Source organism: Mucilaginibacter sp. OK268, from assembly GCF_900103125.1.
GTDB lineage: Bacteria > Bacteroidota > Bacteroidia > Sphingobacteriales > Sphingobacteriaceae > Mucilaginibacter.
Genome location: NZ_FNJV01000008.1, coordinates 1 through 20,088, shown reverse-complemented (window position 1 = coordinate 20,088; position 20,088 = coordinate 1). Strand labels below are relative to the sequence as shown.

18 protein-coding genes are annotated in these 20,088 nt (G+C 42.8%); 5 read left to right on the top strand and 13 right to left on the bottom strand.

The features are described 5' to 3' along the window. Window positions 1–18: 18 nt before the first annotated feature. Window positions 19–2,004, top strand: coding sequence for a M1 family metallopeptidase (locus BLR84_RS21840; RefSeq protein ID WP_090472391.1), 1,986 nt, complete (start codon window positions 19–21; stop codon window positions 2,002–2,004). 233 nt (window positions 2,005–2,237) lie between these two features. Here BLR84_RS21840 and BLR84_RS21835 read toward each other — a convergent pair whose 3' ends face one another. Then, entirely contained in the window at window positions 2,238–3,974 is a 1,737-nt protein-coding gene (locus tag BLR84_RS21835) for a thiamine pyrophosphate-dependent enzyme (RefSeq protein WP_090472390.1), read from the bottom strand. Between the two features lie 95 nt (window positions 3,975–4,069). Between BLR84_RS21835 and BLR84_RS21830 the strand changes: the two genes are divergently transcribed. Further along, the gene (locus BLR84_RS21830) at window positions 4,070–4,387 is read left to right on the top strand and encodes a hypothetical protein (RefSeq protein WP_090472389.1); all 318 of its coding nucleotides are present in this window, start codon (window positions 4,070–4,072) and stop codon (window positions 4,385–4,387) included. 422 nt (window positions 4,388–4,809) lie between these two features. On the opposite strand, the gene BLR84_RS21825 is transcribed toward BLR84_RS21830, so the two are convergent. Genes BLR84_RS21825 through BLR84_RS21815 form a run of 3 tightly spaced genes read right to left on the bottom strand, consistent with a single transcriptional unit; the run spans window position 4,810 to window position 7,598 of the window. Next, complete coding sequence (locus tag BLR84_RS21825; RefSeq protein WP_090472388.1) at window positions 4,810–5,715, bottom strand: helix-turn-helix domain-containing protein; 906 nt, start codon at window positions 5,713–5,715, stop codon at window positions 4,810–4,812. A gap of 33 nt (window positions 5,716–5,748) precedes the next feature. Then, window positions 5,749–6,483: a LytR/AlgR family response regulator transcription factor gene (locus BLR84_RS21820; RefSeq protein WP_090472387.1), complete on the bottom strand. Its 735-nt coding sequence runs from the start codon at window positions 6,481–6,483 to the stop codon at window positions 5,749–5,751. Further along, window positions 6,480–7,598, bottom strand: a complete 1,119-nt coding sequence (locus BLR84_RS21815) for a sensor histidine kinase (RefSeq protein ID WP_090472386.1) — start codon at window positions 7,596–7,598, stop codon at window positions 6,480–6,482. The genes BLR84_RS21820 and BLR84_RS21815 overlap by 4 nt, the downstream gene beginning before the upstream one ends. Before the next feature lie 234 nt (window positions 7,599–7,832). Here BLR84_RS21815 and BLR84_RS21810 point away from each other — a divergent pair, with 234 nt between their 5' ends. Next, window positions 7,833–8,141 (top strand): hypothetical protein, encoded by a 309-nt coding sequence (locus BLR84_RS21810; protein WP_090472385.1) that lies wholly within the window; start codon window positions 7,833–7,835, stop codon window positions 8,139–8,141. 59 nt (window positions 8,142–8,200) lie between these two features. On the opposite strand, the gene ispG is transcribed toward BLR84_RS21810, so the two are convergent. Further along, on the bottom strand, window positions 8,201–10,237 hold the full coding sequence (gene ispG / locus BLR84_RS21805) for a (E)-4-hydroxy-3-methylbut-2-enyl-diphosphate synthase (RefSeq protein ID WP_090472384.1): 2,037 nt from the start codon (window positions 10,235–10,237) through the stop codon (window positions 8,201–8,203). Window positions 10,238–10,334: 97 nt separating this feature from the next. On the opposite strand from ispG, the gene BLR84_RS21800 reads away from it, so the two are divergent. Beyond that, window positions 10,335–10,712: a BTB/POZ domain-containing protein gene (locus BLR84_RS21800; RefSeq protein WP_090472383.1), complete on the top strand. Its 378-nt coding sequence runs from the start codon at window positions 10,335–10,337 to the stop codon at window positions 10,710–10,712. 15 nt (window positions 10,713–10,727) lie between these two features. Here the strand turns inward: BLR84_RS21800 and BLR84_RS21795 are convergent, their stop codons facing one another. The 8 genes from BLR84_RS21795 to BLR84_RS21760 form a co-directional block, all read right to left on the bottom strand. After that, window positions 10,728–11,339 (bottom strand): RDD family protein, encoded by a 612-nt coding sequence (locus BLR84_RS21795; protein WP_090472382.1) that lies wholly within the window; start codon window positions 11,337–11,339, stop codon window positions 10,728–10,730. 607 nt (window positions 11,340–11,946) lie between these two features. Continuing rightward, on the bottom strand, window positions 11,947–12,945 hold the full coding sequence (locus BLR84_RS21790; RefSeq protein WP_090472381.1) for an MBL fold metallo-hydrolase: 999 nt from the start codon (window positions 12,943–12,945) through the stop codon (window positions 11,947–11,949). A gap of 377 nt (window positions 12,946–13,322) precedes the next feature. Beyond that, window positions 13,323–14,153 carry an alpha/beta hydrolase family protein gene (locus tag BLR84_RS21785; protein ID WP_090472380.1) on the bottom strand — a complete coding sequence of 277 codons (831 nt, stop codon included), beginning with the start codon at window positions 14,151–14,153 and terminating at the stop codon, window positions 13,323–13,325. An 80-nt stretch (window positions 14,154–14,233) separates the two neighbouring features. Then, window positions 14,234–14,884, bottom strand: coding sequence for a hypothetical protein (locus tag BLR84_RS21780; RefSeq protein WP_090472379.1), 651 nt, complete (start codon window positions 14,882–14,884; stop codon window positions 14,234–14,236). A gap of 227 nt (window positions 14,885–15,111) precedes the next feature. Beyond that, window positions 15,112–15,369 (bottom strand): hypothetical protein, encoded by a 258-nt coding sequence (locus BLR84_RS21775; protein ID WP_090472378.1) that lies wholly within the window; start codon window positions 15,367–15,369, stop codon window positions 15,112–15,114. Between the two features lie 153 nt (window positions 15,370–15,522). After that, the gene (locus tag BLR84_RS21770) at window positions 15,523–16,320 is read right to left on the bottom strand and encodes a TlpA family protein disulfide reductase (RefSeq protein WP_176852126.1); all 798 of its coding nucleotides are present in this window, start codon (window positions 16,318–16,320) and stop codon (window positions 15,523–15,525) included. 109 nt (window positions 16,321–16,429) lie between these two features. After that, window positions 16,430–17,956, bottom strand: coding sequence for a carbon-nitrogen hydrolase family protein (locus BLR84_RS21765; protein WP_090472376.1), 1,527 nt, complete (start codon window positions 17,954–17,956; stop codon window positions 16,430–16,432). Window positions 17,957–18,195: 239 nt separating this feature from the next. Beyond that, on the bottom strand, window positions 18,196–18,570 hold the full coding sequence (locus tag BLR84_RS21760; RefSeq protein ID WP_090472375.1) for a DoxX family protein: 375 nt from the start codon (window positions 18,568–18,570) through the stop codon (window positions 18,196–18,198). A 166-nt stretch (window positions 18,571–18,736) separates the two neighbouring features. On the opposite strand from BLR84_RS21760, the gene hemA reads away from it, so the two are divergent. Continuing rightward, window positions 18,737–19,966 carry a glutamyl-tRNA reductase gene (hemA, locus tag BLR84_RS21755; RefSeq protein WP_090472374.1) on the top strand — a complete coding sequence of 410 codons (1,230 nt, stop codon included), beginning with the start codon at window positions 18,737–18,739 and terminating at the stop codon, window positions 19,964–19,966. Window positions 19,967–20,088: the final 122 nt, after the last annotated feature.

Below are 20,088 nucleotides of genomic sequence, written 5' to 3'. Positions count from 1 at the left end.
CATACAAAAAATATTGAAATGAATTTAAAACTGATGGCCGGTTTCAGCATGGCCTTTATGTTGGCGGTTAGTGTAAGTGATGCTCAGCAGGCCGCTTCAACTAACGCGCCTGCTTCTGATTACAATTACCATGAAACTTTCGGGCCTGGCTTTTATACCAAAAATGGTACAGAATACCGTGCCGCAAGCGGCGAACCAGGACCTAAATACTGGCAAAACCGGGCCGATTATCAATTGGCTGCAAAACTGAATGATCAAACCAATGAGATCACCGGTTCTGAGGTTTTAACTTATACCAATAATAGCCCGCAGAGCCTGGGGTTCTTATGGATGCAGCTTGACCAAAACCTGTTTAAATTAGATTCACGCGGAACGGCTATTGTACCGCCAACAGGTAGCCGCAACTGGGGCCGTGGCGAAGCATTTGATGCCGGTTACAAAATAAAATCAGTAAAATATGCTATTGGTAAAGGTGAATTTGCCGAAGCTAAATTTTTGATCAGTGATACCCGCATGCAGGTTTTTTTACCTAAAGAGGTAACAGCCAATGGCGGACAGGTTAAACTTAAAATCGAGTACTCATTTGTTCCGCCGAATTATGGGTCGGATCGTATGGGTTACCAGGATACCAAAAATGGCAGGATTTATACTATTGCCCAATGGTACCCACGCATGTGCGTATATGATGATGTAATGGGATGGAACACCCTACCATATACAGGCCCGGGTGAATTTTACCTGGAGTATGGCGATTTTGACCTGAGCATCACCGCTCCGGCCAATCACATCGTAGTAGCCTCCGGCGAACTGCAAAACCCACAGGAAGTATATACCGCGGAACAACAAAAACGTTGGGCCGAAGCCGCTCAAAGCGAAAAAACGGTAGTGATCCGTACTGCAGATGAAGTTAAAGATCCTAAATCGCGCCCGGCAGGTAAAACAGAACTCACCTGGCACTTTAAAATAAAGAACGCGCGTGATGCTTCATGGGCTTCATCAGCTGCATTTATTATAGATGCCGCCAAAATGGATTTGCCAAGTGGTAAAAAATCATTAGCTATTTCAGCCTACCCAATTGAAAGCGATGGTAACGATGCCTGGGGCCGCTCCACAGAATATGTAAAAAAGTCAATTGAATATAACTCCGCCAAATGGTTTGAATTCCCTTATCCTGCCGCAACCGCTGTTGCCGGCATAGTAGGCGGTATGGAATACCCTGGTATTGTTTTCTGCGGATACAGAGCAAAGAAAAATGCGCTTTGGGGTGTAAATGATCATGAATTTGGACACACCTGGTTCCCAATGATCGTAGGATCAAACGAGCGTATGTACGGTTGGATGGACGAAGGTTTTAACACTTTCATCAACACGCTTTCAACCGCTAATTTTAACAATGGCGAGTATAAAAGCACCCGCGCTATTGATATGCACCGTACCGGCGACTTTTTCACCAAGCCAGAACTGGAACCAATGATGAGCCAGCCGGCCAACCTCAGGGAAAGAAATACTGGTACATTGCTGTACGCAAAACCAAGCGCCGGTTTGGTGTTATTGCGTGAACAGATATTAGGCCCCGAGCGTTTTGATTTTGCTTTTAAAACTTACATTAACAGGTGGGCATTTAAACACCCAACACCTGATGACTTTTTCCGTACCATTGAAAATGCATCTGGCGAAAACCTGCAATGGTTCTGGAGAGGCTGGTTCCTGAACGACTGGCGCCTGGATGTTGCAGTTAGCGATGTGAAATATGTGGATGGCGATGCCTCAAAAGGAGCCATGATCACTATAGATAACCTGGGTAAAATGGCTATGCCGGTTATCCTGGAGGTGAAAACCAAAAGTGGTAAAACAGATCGTATTAAACTGCCTGTTGAAATTTGGGAACGTTTTACTTCATGGACATTCAAATATCCATCAACCGAAGAAATTGAATCGGTTACTTATGACCCAGATAAAGTACTGCCAGATTATAATCCAGACAATAACGTTTGGAAGAAATAAAAACGAGAAAGGGCCCGGTTTACGGGCCCTTTCTCGTTTTTATCCCCATTATGTCATTGCGAGCGATAGCGTGGACAACCGACCGCGGGGAGCTCATTAATAGCTTGGAAAACAATTAACAGCATTAATAATCTCTTCGTGTTTTCACAGATAAGAATAGCTACGAGATTGCTTCGTCGTTCCTCCTCGCAATGACATGATTTTTTAGACTTACGAAGTTTTTATTTAGGAGCCTACAACAGATCCTTTAAGTGTTTATAGTTTGATTTTACAGTATCCAATACTTCGTCCATATGGCCGTTAAGCATCAGTTTGGTCATCGATACGGCCATGCCTTTCACTTGTTCAAATTCAATTTTGGGTGGCATAGCCAGCGCATTCGGGTCGGTAAACACATTAACTAAGGCCGGGCCGTCAAAAGCCAGTGCCTCTGCAATTGCCTCCTGAACATCCTGCGGATATTTAACGTTAATACCCTTCATACCCATAGCCTGCGCTACTAAAGCGAAATCAGGGTTATACATATCAGTTTGCCAGTCGGGCAGGCCGGCAACCTCCATTTCCAACTTGACCATGCCTAAAGACCGGTTGTTAAAAACGATGATCTTAACCGGAAGCTTATACTGAACAATGGTAGCCAGATCGCCCAGCAACATCGATAAGCCCCCATCGCCACAAAGTGCTATAACCTGCTGACCCGGGCGAGCCAGGGCCGCGCCAATGGCCTGCGGCATGGCATTAGCCATAGAGCCATGGTTAAAAGAGCCTATCATTTTTCGCTTGCCTGTGGCATTAATGTAACGGGAACCCCATACACATGACATGCCCGTATCTACCGTAAATATGGCATCATCGGCAGCTATTTTATCCAATACACTGGCTACAAATTCAGGGTGGATCTTGTCCTGTTCGCCGCTGTCGTCTACATAGGTTTGCATTTTGTTTTTTACATCGGCATATACTTTCAACTGGGCTTTTAAAAAGCTATCATCCTGTTTCTGACTGATCAGCGGAAGCAGCGCTGTTAACGTATCCTTGACGTCGCCGCATAAACCCACATCGATTTTAGCCCTGCGACCAATACGTTCCGGCTTAATATCTACCTGTACAATTTTGCAATCAGTAGGCATAAATGGTGTATAGGGGAAATCGGTGCCTAACAATATCAGCAGATCACTTTCATGCATGCTATGATAGGCCGATGGCAGACCTAAAAGCCCGGTCATACCCACTTCGTTAGGATTATCATACTGGATATCCATTTTTGCCCGGAAAGAATAAGCTACCGTAGCATGAAGTTTTTGCGATAAGGCCACCACTTCATCATGAGCTTCGCCCGCACCTATACCGCAAAAAATGGTGATCTTTTGGTGCTGGTTGATCAAGGCTGATAGTTTCTGCAGATCAGCATCTGAGGGTCTGATTACGGGCACTGAGTTAAAGTTTTGGGTCGACGTATTGATCTCCACAGCATCCATACTGGTAATATCACCAGGCAAGCCAATTACAGCCACCCCTTTCTGATGCAACGCGCTTTGTATACCCGCCTGTAGCATACGTGGCAACTGCCTGGGGGTAGCGGCTACCTGGTTGTAATAACTGCAATCATCGAATAACTTTATGGTATTAGTTTCCTGGAAATAATCTGTACCAAATTCAAAAGTAGCTATGGTTGAAGCGATGGCGATAACCGGCGCGCCAGACCGGTGCGCATCATACAAACCGTTAATGAGGTGTACATGGCCCGGACCACTGCTGCCCGCGCAACACGCAAGGCCATTCAGTTGTGCTTCGGCTCCGGCGGCGTAAGCGCCAACCTCTTCGTGGCGCACATGTATCCATTGTATATTTCCCTCCCGTCTTACGGCATCATTTACTTCGTTAAGGCTATCGCCGGTAACAGCATATATTCTTTTTATACCGGCGTTTGCCAGCATCTCTACCAATTGATCTGCAACGTTTTTTGCCATGGTCAGGTTGATTTAATGTTTTGATATGTATAAAGCTAACCACAGAATATGATGTGGGTTTTAAAAATTGTAAATTGCTGTAAAATATGACAATTATGGGGCGAATAGTTATTGTGGCATATAAACCAAAACCTGGAAAAACAGCTGCTTTAAAGCAACTCACCAAAACCCACGTACCCCGGCTTAAGCAGGAGGGATTGGTGACAGATCGGGAGCCCATTATTATGGAAACCTCCGATGGAACCATTATTGAAGTTTTTGAATGGTTGAGTGCTGAAGCCATTAACCAGGCCCATCAGAACAAAGCTGTTCATGAAATGTGGGCCGAATATGCCGAAGTTTGCGATTATGTAAGCCTGAATAGTTTAAGCGAAACAGCAAACATGTTTGCTGAGTTTACTCCGGTGGATTGAGTTGGAGCGAGGTGTAAAACAAAACAGGCAGACTTTAAAGAGTCTGCCTGTTTTTCTGTGTCAATATATAGAGAAGCCTTAAACGGCTGTTAATTTCTGGTATTGATCAAAGATTGATGTGTCCTCAATCAATACGTTGATGTATTATATATAATAGAATTTACAGCGATAAAAGATTATCTGTAAATGACGGTTAAAATCTGATAGGTTTCCCAGTAGAGCTGTAGTAACCTGCCTTTTAGTAAGTTTAAGTTTTGTTTTTTCATGACCTTTATTTCTTATTGACATAACAAAGATACTGTGGATAGTGAGGCGTATCAATCTCAATAAATCGGTTTTAAGAACCAATTTTTCCGGTAGATATGTTTTACCGTCAGGCAAGGGTCATGAAAGGTGTTTTGGATCGAAAAAATCGAACGGTTTTATTGTAGCTGCTTAAACTCTGAAGGGTTATAACCGGCAAATCGTTTAAAGAAACGACTGAAATGTGAGCTGTTATCAAAGTTAAGCCGCTCGGCTATTTCTTTAATGCTAAGGCCGGATGACGATAGCAGGTATTGAGCCTCCAGATACAGCCGGTTATGGATAACATGTAGTGCATTTTGCCCTGTTTCGTTCTTCACTATTTCGGTTAAATACTTAGCCGAAATGAAGAGTTCGTCGGCATATTCTTGCACAGTTTTCAGGGCCAGAAACTTTTCTTCTACCAGTTTTTTGAATTTATACACCAGTTGATATTGTTTACTCAAATGGCGGGTTGAATTCAATAGACAACTTTCGCAGGCACGGTTCATTTCGTATAGCAGGTCGGTTAACAGCAGGCGCAGGATCTGTAAATGGAAAGCCCCTTGCTCCCTGCATTCGTCGCTTATCTTTTCATATAAAGCCTTTAGGGATGTTACTCCTTTTTTTGGTAGACCATAAATGGGGGGATAGTCGGGATTTACTTCCAGCAGGTTATCCAGGATATTTTCTTTCAGGAAATTATGGGATAGAAACTCCTTTTTGAACAGCACCTGGTACAAAAGCAGGTCGTCAGAAGCATCTTCGAAAGAGGTAATATAAGCAGGTGACACCAGGTGGATAGAGTTAGGATAAACCTCAAAAACAAAATGACCTATAGTTTTTTTACAGCTGCCGCTCAGACATAAAATAACCGAATAATAATCTGTTTTAACGGGTAAACCATGCTGTACCCCGGTTTCATTACTTAATATAGCGAAATCATCCTGGTTCCAGTTATCATGAATAACGCCAAAATTACCGTTGGCGCCGGTGTATCGTTGAAGTGTGGCAGGAATATCTAAAACAGCTATTTTATTACTCATGAACTTCAAAGATAGTGCAAAATTATTTTACCCTTATGAGTCAAACTGTAGCCGTTCGGCTTTTAGCTTTTTTTGAACATCCTGTTTGTAATTACGACCAATGGGTAATTCATGACCTGCAACTTCAATGCTATAAGAGTAAAAAGAGTCGATTTTACCCAGCGCTACAATGAACGACCGGTGGATTCGCACAAATTTATTTTCAGGAAGCATTTCTTCCAGTATGCTGATCTTTTGCCGTGTGATATACACCTGATCTTTGATCACCACTTTTACATAATCGCGCAGGCTTTCAATCCATAAAATATCATTTACGTTTACCTTAATAGTTTTGCGTTCAACCTTAAGGTAGATAAATGTTTCACGGTCGCTCACCGGCGCTTCATGAGTAATCACTGGATTGTGCCTGCTTTCTGCCAACTGGTAAATTTTATCAACAGCACGCAAAAAACGTTCGAACGAAATGGGTTTCAGCAGGTAATCAACCGCGTTTAGCTCAAAGCCTTCCAACGCGTATTCGCTGTAAGCGGTGGTGAAAATTACCCTGGGTGGATTTTTGAGGCTCCGGAGCAGGTCGGTGCCTTTAATGCCCGGCATTTGAATATCCAAAAACATCAGGTCGACCGGTTTTTGTTGCAGCAGTTGGAAGGCTTGTATAGCATCCGAACATTTCCCTACCAGTTCCATTTGATTAAACTGGGCCAGATATTTCTCCAACACGGCGATGGCGTGAGGCTCATCATCAACTATTAGTGTCCGGATCTTCATGCGTTTACCAATTGTTTTTCGGACTGTTTAACCATATTCAGCTGCATGTCAAGCACGATCAGAAAGGTATCGGCCTCATTCATGATCTTTAATTTTGAGGTAGCAGGGTAAAGCAGATCGAGCCGTTTCATTACATTTTTTAAACCAATGTGCCCACGGGTATTCTCCTCAGCCTCCTCGGTATGATGATCGGGTTTATTGTTGGCTACTTTCAATTTAAAACGGTTGCCGGTAACATTTACGCTGATGTTTATCCAAACCTGCCCGGTTTTTTCGCTGGTGCCGTGTTTAAAGGCATTTTCAATAAAGGGGAGTATGAGCAATGGCGCTATCAGTTTATTCCGCAGATCGCCGGTAATGGTGAAACTGATGTCTATACGGTCTTCATATCGCAGCTTTTCCAGCTTTACATATTGCTGCATCATGAATATCTCCCGCTCAAGCGGAACTTCATCGGCATTGCATTCGTAAAGCATATACCGTAAAATGTCAGATAATCCCAATATCAACTGCGGGGATTTGGGAGATTGATCCAGACTAAGCGCATACAGGTTATTTAGGGTATTAAACAAAAAGTGTGGATGAACCTGTGCCTTCAACGCGCTTAATTCAGCCTCTAACGAAGCCTGTTTACGCTCATACCACATCTTAAATAACTTAATGGCCAGTACAAAACCAATAATGAGGTTTACCCCCTTAAAGGCGTTTACGAGACTTGATATATCAAATAGTTTGGTAAAAAAAGGCAACTGGTTATACCTGATAAATTCCTGACCGATACTAGGCATTACCCTGATTACATACGGATTCACGAATGTTAAACCGACAGCCCTGGTTGCCAATGTAGAAATAACAACCAGTAGCAGCAACAGCAGAATGAACATAAAATACCGGTTAACAAACAAGTAACGCGGAATTACCCAGTAAGCGATAGCATAATAGTAAGCAACCTGAACCGGCATAAAAATGAGGTTATTCCGCAGAGATATGCTAAAACTGGTTTGTACCGAGTACATACTGGCTATCAGAAAGTAAGCCACGCCCCAAAACAACAGGTGCTGATAAACCCGTGGTATCTTGATGTTTTGCAGCCGGATATCGAGCCTGTTATTCATAAAGCTAATTTACCTGATATCGGCCGAAAGAAGTAAAATCTTTTCCGTAAATGCGATAAACCGCACACTTTCATCGACATACAACCATAAAACATTTAACAAGGGTAATTATTTTTGACAAATGTTGATAGCGCTACATTAAATGTTGTTTGTATGCAAATAATGGCTGTGTAACGGCATCGCTTCTTTATCGGATCTGGCCTGGTTAATTTAGATTATTAAATAAAACGGGCTATGAAAACAATCATGTTAACCGCATTGATCCTGATAAGCGCTGTATGCAGCCAGGCTCAAATCAAAACACCTGCTACCCACGGTTTTTGGGTGGTAGAGAGTAACGCTAATCAACCAAAAATACAAATCATCAGGTTTTATACCGATGATGCGAAGCTGATTTATGAAGAAACTATTAACGCCAAACTAAATTTGAAACGAGAAAAAACAAAGCTGGCTTTAAATGAGTTGTCTAACAAGCTGAATGAAAACAGGGACAACCCCGAAAACAAAAAGCTGATCGCAATGGCGTTCAATTTAAAGCGATAAATGATCTTTTTTAATTATACTTTGAACAAGGGTTGGCGCGAGGTCAGCCCTGTTCTGTTTTATGCCTGTTCCTGCTCTACCCAGTTACCATCTTCCTTGATAATGCCGATGAGTTCATCAAGTGCGTTTGCCGAGCTGATGTTTTTTTTGACAGCTTCTTTGCCGCGATACAAGGTTACCTTATCGGTACCAGAGCCTACATAACCGTAATCGGCATCTGCCATTTCGCCCGGGCCATTCACAATACAACCCATGATGCCAATTTTAAGGCCTTTGAGATGACTTGTACGGCTGCGGATCATCTGGGTGGTCACCATCAGGTCGAACAAAGTACGACCACAACTTGGGCACGATATGTACTCCGTTTTGGAGATCCTGGAACGGGTGGCCTGTAAAATACCAAAGGCTGTTGAAGTAATAACGTTAGCAGGTAATTCCGGCGCATCTATCCATATCCCATCACCAAAGCCATCAACCAACAGGGCGCCCAGATCGGTAGCGGCGTACAGTTGGAGTTTAGTGGTTAAGTCTGTTTGTTCATGGTCCATGGTAGATGGTCCATGGTCCTCTTCAAATTCGTAACTCCTTTTCACAATCACCGGCACTTCCAATCCAAGTTCTTCGAGTTTAAAAAAGAGGGAACGTTGATCGGCCATGCCATGCAGGGCATTAGTTTCCAATACAAATACCAATGAATTATCAAACGGGAGTGAACCAAACTCATCCGAATCAATATCGGTTGGTAATATCCTCACCAGGTTTAATTTGGACGAACGATCGGTGTCCGGTGCAATATATTCTGTTAACGAAAATACCGGATGGCAATTGGTTTTATCGGTCAGTTTTTGCCAGGTGTTATAGTTATACAACTGTTTTAAGTTGCTTGGGAACACAAACGATGGCAACTCATCGGCCAGGTAAACAAAATCAACCGATTGCTCGGCCATATTGTATTTATCCAACAATGGCGAATACAGGTATCCTGCATCCTTCAAAACAGCCGGATCTTTTAAGTTTTTGGCCGACAGGTCAACTACTACCCTTGGCACCATATGCCCGCCAATAAACGCGTTGGCTTCGTAGGTGTGACGTTTTTTATACTCGTAGGGGTTATGAGAAGCTAAAGGCTGAAGGCTTAAAGCCGAAAGCTCTCTTTCTTCTGATTTTTGCTTTTCACATTCTGCTTTCCGCTCGGTATATCGGCGCACCAGCTCAATAGCTACCGGGGCTTCTGCTTCTGGTTCTTCGGTGAGGGAAACACGTACGGTATCGCCCAGGCCGTCTTCTAACAAAGTACCGATGCCTACTGCCGATTTGAGACGGCCATCCTCACCGTCGCCGGCTTCGGTTACACCCAGGTGCAGCGGATAGTTCATTCCTTCGGCTACCATGGTGTCTACCAGTAAACGATAAGCCTGTACCATCACCTGCGGATTGCTCGATTTCATGGAGATCACCAGGTTATAGTAGTTCAGGGTTTCGCACATCCGCATAAATTCCATGGCCGATTCTACCATACCTTGCGGGGTATCGCCATAACGGCTCATGATCCGGTCGCTCAGGGAGCCGTGATTAGTGCCGATACGCATAGCGGTACCATATTCCTTGCAGATATTAACCAGGGGCGCAAATTTTTTGTAGATGCGTTCCAGTTCGCCCTGGTATTCCTGATCGGTATAATCTATCTGATCAAATTTCTTTTTATCGGCGTAATTACCGGGGTTTACCCTTACTTTTTCAACTATGCGGGCGGCCACTTCGGCAGCGTTGGGGGTAAAATGGATATCGGCAACCAGCGGAACATTATATCCGCGCTGGCGAAGCTGTTTCTTGATCTCGGCCAGGTTTTGGGCCTCTTTGATGCTGGGTGCGGTAATGCGTACATATTCGCAGCCTGCATCAACCATGCGGATAGATTGCTCAACCGTACCTATGGTATCCATGGTATCGGTAGTGGTCATGCTTTGGATCCGGATAGGGTTATTGCCGCCCATGGGCACATCGCCAATGTTCACCTCGCGGGTAACAAAACGCGAATATTCGGTTAGTGAATTACAATAACGGCCTTGAAGCAATTTAACAGCATCAGTATTCATGCAGCGAAAATTAATAAGATACAAAGATAAGCAATAGGATTAAAGGTTAAACGCTTGCAAAGTGGAAAGCTTGTAATGTTTATATAACTTTATACACATGAAAAGATTAATAAGTACAGTATTCATAATCTTAGTTATAGGCTTATTTGTTTATTTCAATACGGATAATTGGTCGTACAGCGGCCGGATCTATAAAAATGAGATCAACTCCCACATTACTAAAATTGAAGCAAACGGCAGCCGGTTTAAGGTGTTTTTTGCCGAAAAGTCAAATACCGGTTTTAAGTTAAATATCAATGAGGATATATCTTTTGGCTATAGTAACTTCTTTTATACCTCTACTTTTAATATCACTGAACCCCTGTTGAAGGGCGATTCCTTATCTAAACCGGCTGGTAGTTTACAACTGTCTGTATTCAAAAAGGACAGCCTGGGTAAGCCTATTTTTTATAAGACTTTTAAGGGCGAAAAATAAGGATTAGCAGCTTTCTTAAAACAGCCTTTCCTTGATCACCAGGGTATTAGCCAGCATATCATGCAGGCATTGCTGTTTTTTGTTGAAGAAGGCAATCACATAACCTAAACAAAACGGCAATGCAGAAAGCAGCTTGAGCAAATTACGACTAATAGCTGTACCCGTACTGATACGGTCGCCGTTCATATCAACTACTTTGATTTTGAGCATTTGTTTGCCATAGGTGGCCTGTTTGGCCGAGCTTTCCATCACAATATGGTAGATCACTTTAGCTAATGGGATAATACCCAAAATGCTGAAGGATACAATAATACGTGTTTCTTTATCCTGGATAAACAGCAGTACCACAATAAAAGCGATAATCACAAACACCCCGAAAAGTATAAACCAATCCAAAACCGAAGCCAGCAGGCGCTGGTCAAAACTGCCATAATACTGCATGAGCAACGAGGGTTTGGCAAAGCCGAAAAGGGTACGCAGTTCGGCAATTTCCTGTGCCTCTTTATAATCGTCCATTTCGGGGGTTTTTATAAAGTCGGTAGGTTTTACTTTGAGGGTTTTTAGCTCATCCATGCTAAAGGGGCCCTGGGGTTTACCTTCAATTACCAGTATGTATGTTTGAGCCATTGATCAGGATTTTTTGTGATGCGTTCGGCTATTTGATTATCGCAAACGCCCGAAGTTACTTTGTTAAGTAGAAAAACTTTTTAAACCTTAAATTTTAACAATTTTCTGCATAAAAACAGGGTAAAAACGCTTGGTTATTGGCCATTTTAACAAAGTTTTAACGCCGTTTTAACACTTTTTAACAAATTTTTGATGTGTTTTGAAAGGTTTAAAAAGTATTAACTTGCTTGTAATCAAATATATGAATATAAAACGGTCGATTTTTGTTCCCTTTTTCCCTTTAACGAAACAGCCCGGTTTTCTGGTTTAGAGAATCCCGGGCTGGTACTTGTATAAAGATACGAAAATATCAAGATATGTTTGGTGACGGGTTCATGTTTAATTACAGATACGAAGGCAGCGTCACTAAATGAATAAAATAAAAATGGTTGTCATTTCGATAGAGCTGGTGTGGATTGTGGGTGGCGCGAAAGAGAAATCTTCTGCTGTGTACAAAGCACCGATTGCATATCGAAGAAGATTTCTCCTCGTGCCTCGTTCGAAATGACAGCGTTTGGTTTTTGTTTTGAACACAATAAGTATTGATCAATTTCCAATCGGATACAATTCACGATAAAAACGGTTTCCACCAATTGGAGTTGTAGGCTTCTTTTACTTCGGTTGGTTCGCCGGGTTTGGGCACAAACAGTTCTATATTTTTATCTTTTGCCAGGTCGGTTAGCCATTCAATGGGTTCGTACCAGGCATGCGGGGCCAGGCTGAATGTGCCGTAGTGTACGGGCATCATCAGTTTGCCTTTGAGGGCCAGGTGTGCGTTGGAGGCATGATCGGGGCCCATATGTATATCGGGCCAGTATTTGCCGTAAGCGCCAACTTCCAGTATCGTGAGGTCAAATGGCCCGAAAGCTTCGCCGATCTCCGCAAAACTGGGCGACCAGCCCGAATCGGCACCAAAATAAATATTGTGTTTAGGACCTTTGATCACGAACGACGACCATAAGGTTTCATTACGCCCGGTAATGCCCCGGCCCGAGAAATGGCGTGATGGTGTAGCCGTAACCACCAGATCGTTACCGATGACCGCGCTATTGCCCCAATCCATTTCGGTGATTTGATTATCAGCAATACCCCATTTACGCAAATGTTGGCCCACACCTACAGAACAATAGAAGGGAGTGGCAGAACCAGCGAAAAATTTGATGGTATCCTTATCCAGGTGGTCATAATGATCATGCGATACAATGATGGCATCCAGCGGAGGTAATTCGCTTAATAAAAGTGGTGGTTGAAAAAAGCGTTTTGGACCGATGAATTTGGAAAAAGAAACGCGTTCGCCCCAAACCGGATCGGTGAGGATGCGTTTGCCATCTATCTCAATCAATATACTGGTATGGCCTATCCAGGTAATGCGCAGGCCACTGGCCGGCGGGCTTTGGTAAATGGTAGTGTCGGTTTTAAAAGGACCTAATGTTTTCTTTGGAATATTCTCGGCCTTGTTGTTGATGTATTGCCGCAGTATGGGGAGCATTTTATCAAAACCGGCCTCGTCGGTTGGTATAACGTTAAGGTATTTTTTTCCTTCTTTTCGTGATCCTTCTAAACTCATAGTAAGCTAATAGTATTTGGATTAAGATAGGGTTAACTGTTTAAAGTTACGGTAAGTTTTTTCCTGGGTGTTTATTGACGATGGAATGACGGTTGGGCATGGTGTATACCCGCTCCTGCACAGGAGAGGCCAGTTGCCCCCTCTCTTTGCCTGTGGCGGAAAGAAAGGGAAGAAATATGTAAAAAATACCGTCATTGCGAGCGAAGCGTGGACAACCGACCGGAGGGAGCTCATTAATGCCTTTTAAAGATAATTAACAATATTAATAATCCCCTACTTACAAAGCGGATCTGCCTATCGGGGATTGCTTCGTTCCTCGCAATGACGCATGAAGATGAGGATTACCCTCACTGAAGGCAAATTCCAAGCGGGCTGGGTCAACCCCGAAAGAAGGCTACCATCCTGTCGCAAAATTCTTGTAAAGCGGCAGGTAGCGTGTCTCCACTATACGGATGCGATGCGCCCAAAACATGGTCGCCGCCTTTGATAATCATCAATTCGGCCTTGGGCTGAGTCTTGTGTAGTTCCCGGGCATGATCCAGTGGTACTGTCGGGTCGATATCACCGTGTACTAGTAGCCAGGGTTGTTTTACTTCGGCTGCTTTGGCCTGGATATTCAGTCGTAGGGGATGTTTGTCGAGGTCATCCAGCAGGCTTGATTTGAGCGGCATTTGCTGCCCGGTGCGGGAGTTTTGCATATAAATAATGCCCTGCAGGTACCATTGCGCTTCGCTTTGCTGCGGCCACAGGTTGCGGAAACCGGATATGGAGGCCAGGGTAACCAGCTTTTTGATGCGACTGTCTTCGGCTGATTTAATGATGCTGATGCCGCCGCCCATGCTGTGGCCTATCAAAGATACGCCCCCGGCAGCTGCCATGCCCGCGCCGCTGCAGGCAAAATCAATAATGGTATCCAGATCTTCCAGTTCAATGGAAAATGTATTATCGCTAAAGGCTATCAGGTCGGCAAAATCGGTTGGATGATCGGGTGTGGTGCCGTTATGTGAAAAATTGAATTTGAGGTACCTGAAACCGTTACGGGCGAAATAATCGGCTACGAGGTTATGCGTACCCCAATCCTTAAACCCTTTAAATCCATGCGCGAAGATCACGACCGGCGCGTTTTTCAGCGCATCGTCATACGTTACATCAATGAGCATAGGGCGACCCTTGGCGCCGGGTAAGGTATAGTTATCTTTACGGATCATGGGTGAAAATTACGGTTTTTTGGTGTTAATGGAGAAGGAACCGATAGATGCACACGCATGCGCAAGCCAAGATCAAAGTTCTATAAATTACCAGTTGGCAAGTATGGAGTTATTGCATGGTAATATTCATGTTGATCCCATGGAAATTGTTGTTGTGAAAACTGTGTATCAGCTAAAAACTCATTAAGGGAAATGCTTTTTGTATGGCCGTAGTTTCCATTACAATCAAATATTAAATCTACATCGCCGCTACTTTTATAAGTAAACTCTAAAAGTAAAACATCACTTGGGTTCTCAAATTGATTACCGTAGTAGTTTTTGAATGCCCCATCCTGAAGTTGGTTTGTAACTAAATCAAATGAACAAGTAAAAATTAGTCTACTTTGACTATCGTACACTTCTTTGCCTTTGAAATATAGGTGACCTTTTTTAGAATAACTTTCCCAATCCCATAAATTAAATCCATTAGTTTCTTGCTTATTAAAATATACTATACAACTTGCATTATTAGTAACATCACTATTCTGCTGTAGGATGATATTCTTATCTTCTGTTTCATCCATGAAATACCGAACAGTTCTATAACTTATATTTCTGCTTTGTTCATAGGATTCAATTATTTTAAGATTACCTGAAATATAGGTTAGTTTGTTATAATTAGTCAATGAATTTCGTTGTTGAGGCGTAATTATACTTCCCAATTCGTTTGTATATGTAACTTGTGTACTCATTTTTTTAATTCTATTCAGCCTGTGGTCGGTGTTATCACCGTACCACTATTACATATGCTTCATATAAGGCGTTATCAAGTTTAGCTATGAGTGGTACGGTGATAACACCGACCACAGGCTAAATTATCTTTACGGATCATGGGTGGAAATTACGCTTTTTTGGTGTTAATGGAGAGGGGTAATTAGTAGTAGTACACGCGGCACGCGTGCGAAAGCTGAGGGAATATTCAATGAGTTTTGTAATGAATCAACCTATTTAACATATCGATACAAGCCTCGTTTTCAGAAAAATATACTTTTTCATCATATCTAACACCTCTTTCAAAATAAAAAACACGCCACTCTTTATAATCATTATTATTTGCATAGTGATTTGTCGACAATTGCAGTACAATTTTGTCCTCCTGAGAAGCGCCATCGAATGTATATAATTTATCATTTACTCCTTTTTCTTTTAAGATTTTTATTAATTCTTGTATAATCATAGTATGTTATGGTAAAAGAAATTCCTTCACAATACAACCCCTCGCCAGTTCAAGCGTCTTTCGCTTGAACTATAATGAAAGTAAGCGTCTTACGATTACCTGATCAAGAAAAGTAAGCGCGGACGCTTGAATGGGCCAAGTAGCCTTTGCTTTCTATTTCAAACTCTCGTTGATGGTCTTTTTCATCCAGTAAGGTGAGTTTGCTGCAAAACTTACCGTATGAAAGGCTACTTTACCTTCTTTATCCAATATCACACTGGTGGGGTAAAGGTGTATTTTATAAATATTGGCAATTAAACGACCATCGTCGATAATATCAAAATTGAAAGGCGTTGTTTTCAGAAAATCCTTGATATCCCACCGGGCATCTAAGGCAACAGCTAAAAAAACAACGTTGGGATTGTCTTTGTATAACTCAACCAATTTATTTAGCTCGGGTATTTCTTTCCTACAAGGTGGACAGCCAATAAACCAGAAGTTAAGCATCACTACTTTTCCGCGCAGATCCTTAAGTTTTACTTTTTTGCCATTCATATCAGAGGTAGTGAATGATTCTATTTGCTGGCCTATGGTGAAATTTTCCGATTCCATAGGTTTTGGATACGATGCCATGCGTTGTTCTTCGGCCTCCTCCGGTGAAAGGTTTTTTTGACCAGCCGGTATCGTATTGCCCGTATTGACAGCTGTGAGGTATTTAGGCGGTATAGCGCCTTTTTTAATAAGGGTAAACGAGGTATTGGCATTGTTCATATCATCGGGTCGCAAAACATATTCGCCCGTACGGGTTAATCCAATCCAATCCTTAAAGGTATAGGCCTTCCCGGTGGAGTCTTTGACCACCGTATTCGTATTGATATTAAAATGCGGGGTAACTACCTTTTTAACGGTGTCCTGGGCACGGGTTACAAAGCCAGCAATGATGAACAGCAATAGCAAAAAAATATTTTTCATGGATAGGGTAACAGGTTTAGGTGTCATTATTTCAACACGGGCTTAACCCGTGTTGAATGTAAATATTATTTATATAAGTAGTATTTGATTTATTAAATATTTCGACAAACTATACTTTTTTACCGTTGAATGTAATATTATACAGATCAGTTCGGCGGTCTTTAAGGTTTTGTACGCTGCCGTATTCATGCAATTCATCCAGCAGGGACAGATCGACGTCGGCAATCACGATCATCTCGCTGTTAGGGGTAGCCTCGGACTGGATACCATTGGTAGGGAAACCAAAATCAGAGGGTGTAAACACCGCCGATTGGGCATAGCTGATACCCATATTATTTACATTCGGCAAATTGCCTACGCAACCTGCAATGGCTACATAGCATTCATTCTCCACGGCACGGGCCTGGGCGCAAAATTTCACCCGGTTATAGCCGTTTTGTGTATCGGTCAAAAAGGGGACAAACAGGATCTGCATATCCTGGCCGGCCAATATGCGCGATAGTTCCGGGAACTCCACATCATAACAGATCAGGATGCCTATTTTACCGGCGTCGGTTTCAAATACTTTTACCTCATCGCCGCCGCGCATACCCCATGAGCTGATCTCGGCCGGGGTAGGGTGTATCTTATAAACTTCCTCCATACTGCCATTGCGCCTGAACAGGTACGATACATTGTACAGCGAATCCTCAAAAATGAAGGGCATGCTGCCCGCAATAATATTTACGTTGTAGGATACCGCCAGTTTAGAAAACTCTTCGATAATGGGCTGCGTGTACTTGGCCAGCTCGCGCATGGCTTTGGCCGAATCCATGTGGTTATAATCGGCCATCAGCGGGGTGTTGAACAGCTCGGGGAATAGGATAAAATCGGCCTGGTAATCGCTTACCGCATCGATAAAATATTCGGCATGTTTCATCAGTTCGCTGATGTTATTATAACTACGCATTTGCCATTGCACCAGGCCTATGCGTACTACTGTTTTTTGGTTGATGGCCGTGCTGATCTCTTCGTAATACACATTGTTCCACTCGATGAGTGTGGCAAAACCTTTGGAGCGGCTATCCTCGGGCAAGTAGTTACGCAGCACTTTGCGTACGTGAAAATCATTGGCCAGCTGGAACGACAGGGTAGGGTCATAGATCTCCTTATACTTTACCTTATCGATGTACTGCCGGGGTGTCAGATCGTTCTGATATTTCTGATAATTGGGGATCCGGCCACCGGCGATGATACTTTTGAGGTTTAGCTTTTCGCAAAGGGCCTTGCGGGCCTCATACAATCGGCGGGCCAGGCGCAGGCCGCGATAATTGGGGTGGATAAAAATATCAATACCATAAAGCACATCGCCTTTGTCGGTATGGGTTTTAAAAGTACTGTCGCCGGTTATTTGTTTGTAGGTATGGTTATCGCCGAATTTTTGATAGTCGACCATAATTGATAGCGCGCAACCTACCACCACATTGTTTACGGTGATACAGATCTGGCCTTCGGGGAATAACTTAATGAGCCTTTTAATGGAATTGGCATCCCAATAGTCCTCATCCATATCCATATAGGCCGATTTCATTGATTTTTTGAGTTCCTGGTAATCCTGTACTTCCAGGTTACGCATTTCGACACTTTGCAGATCCATAGGTTGTTTTTATATTTTAAAGGGAGTAAGGATATTGGGAACAAGGAGCTTTTCCGGAGTAAGGATTTTTGGAACAAGGAGCAAGGATTTTTCTTTCTTCTTTTATGTCCTTGCTCTTTGTTCTTTCCATCCTTGTTCTCAATGTCCTTTATCTTTGTTCTTCTTTGTTCTTCAAATCTTTGTTCCTAATATCTTTGTTCCTTGCTCCCAAAATCTTTGCTCCAAAATCCATTTTCCAATTACGATTTAGTGTACCACCATGCCCAGGCCATCAATAGCGGCTGTAGTGCCAGGCGTATCCAGGCCAATAATGGTGTTACAGTAAGTTTGCCCAGCTTTAGCGGTGCATCGCTTACCATGCTAATGTGTACCGGTAAAAAAGCAATCAACATGAGTATAATGGTATAAGCCGCCAATGGCCTGGTTTGGGTAGGGATAAGCAGCAGGGCCAGTAATATTTCGGCAGCGCCCGCTACCATGTTAATAACTACCGGGTAGGGCAAATAATGCGGGATGATACGATAATATGCTGTTGGATTGATAAAATGATTGATGCCTGCAAGCATATACCCAATTACCAGTATAATCAGGCTTATATTTTTGATCAGATGCATTATGTAATATACATTATTTTGCTAAATAATGTTTTAAGCAGTTTTAATGTTGTTTTACGGTCAGACCACATAATTTATAAACATTCTAAATAGCCCTGTATGACAAAGTATTGACATAGGATGTCATTTATAGTGATATTTTTGTTCGGTCAAATTTAAAACTGCTTTGAAGTATTTAAAGGTTATTGCTTTTACACACAAACAGATTGAACTGAAGGAATTAGGTAGATTGGTGGTTTGCCAGGAAAATCTGACAGAAAAACTTCAACAGGTAAAAACTCAATTTGGGATTCCGGAGATATTTTATCTGGCTACGTGCAACCGTGTTGAATTTATTATGACAACCGCTCATAAGGTCGACAAGGATTTTGCCCGGAAGTTCATCGAATCATTTAATACCGAATTGTGTGATCATTCCCTGAGTACCTTTATGGCCAGCGCTTCTATCTATGAAGAGCAGGAGGCCATGGTACATCTTTTACGTACTTCATGCTCGCTGGAAAGTTTGATCGTTGGCGAAAAGGAAATACTGGCCCAATTGCGCAAAGCCTACGAGCATTGCAAAGGGGCAGGCCTTACCGGCGACAGTTTACGCATGGTGATGAGCTGTGTGGTAAAAACAGCTAAAGAGGTTTATACCCATACCAATATCTCTAAAAACCCCATCTCGGTAGTATCACTGGCTTACCGCAAACTGCGCGACCTTAATCTGTGTGCTACCGATGCTCGTGTGTTGATCATTGGTGCAGGCGAAACCAATCGCAATATTTCCAAATATCTTAAAAAACATAAGTTCACCAATTTCGCGGTGTTTAACCGTACCCTGTCAAAAGCCGCCGAACTGGCTGCCGACCTGGGTGGTGAAGCATTTGACCTGAAGGCTTTAAAAACATACAATAAAGGTTTTGATGTGATCATTACCTGTACATCGGCAGTGGAGCCTATCATCACTACCGAAATATACCAATCGCTGCTTAATGGCGAAACCAGCCGTAAAACCATTGTTGACCTGGCCATCCCTAATGATACCGCTCCCGAAGTATTGGAGCAGTTCCCGGTTAACTTTATCGAAGTGCATTCCCTTAATGAGGTTGCTAAACGTAACCTGCAGGAGCGCTACCAGGAACTGGTTCATGCCGAGGCTATTATCGAGCAGAATATCGCCGAGTTTTGCACCCAGCTAAAACAACGCCGTATTGAAGTGGCCATGCGCCAGGTACCCGAAAAGATCAAGGAGATCCGCAATACGGCCATCAACTCTGTTTTTGCCGATGAGGTGCAGGGTTTGGATGAGCAATCGCGCGAGATCCTGGAAAAGGTGATCAATTACATGGAGAAAAAGTATATCAGTGTGCCGATGATTATGGCCAAAGATATATTGATCAACGAAAACTAGTCCTACTATTTTTCTAATAATTTTTTAAATATGTCATTGCGATTTCTATGATACAAACAAATGCTTTTGGTAAGGTACTTGGTTTTTAATAACAGCGAAGATTCGATGGATGATTTTATTTC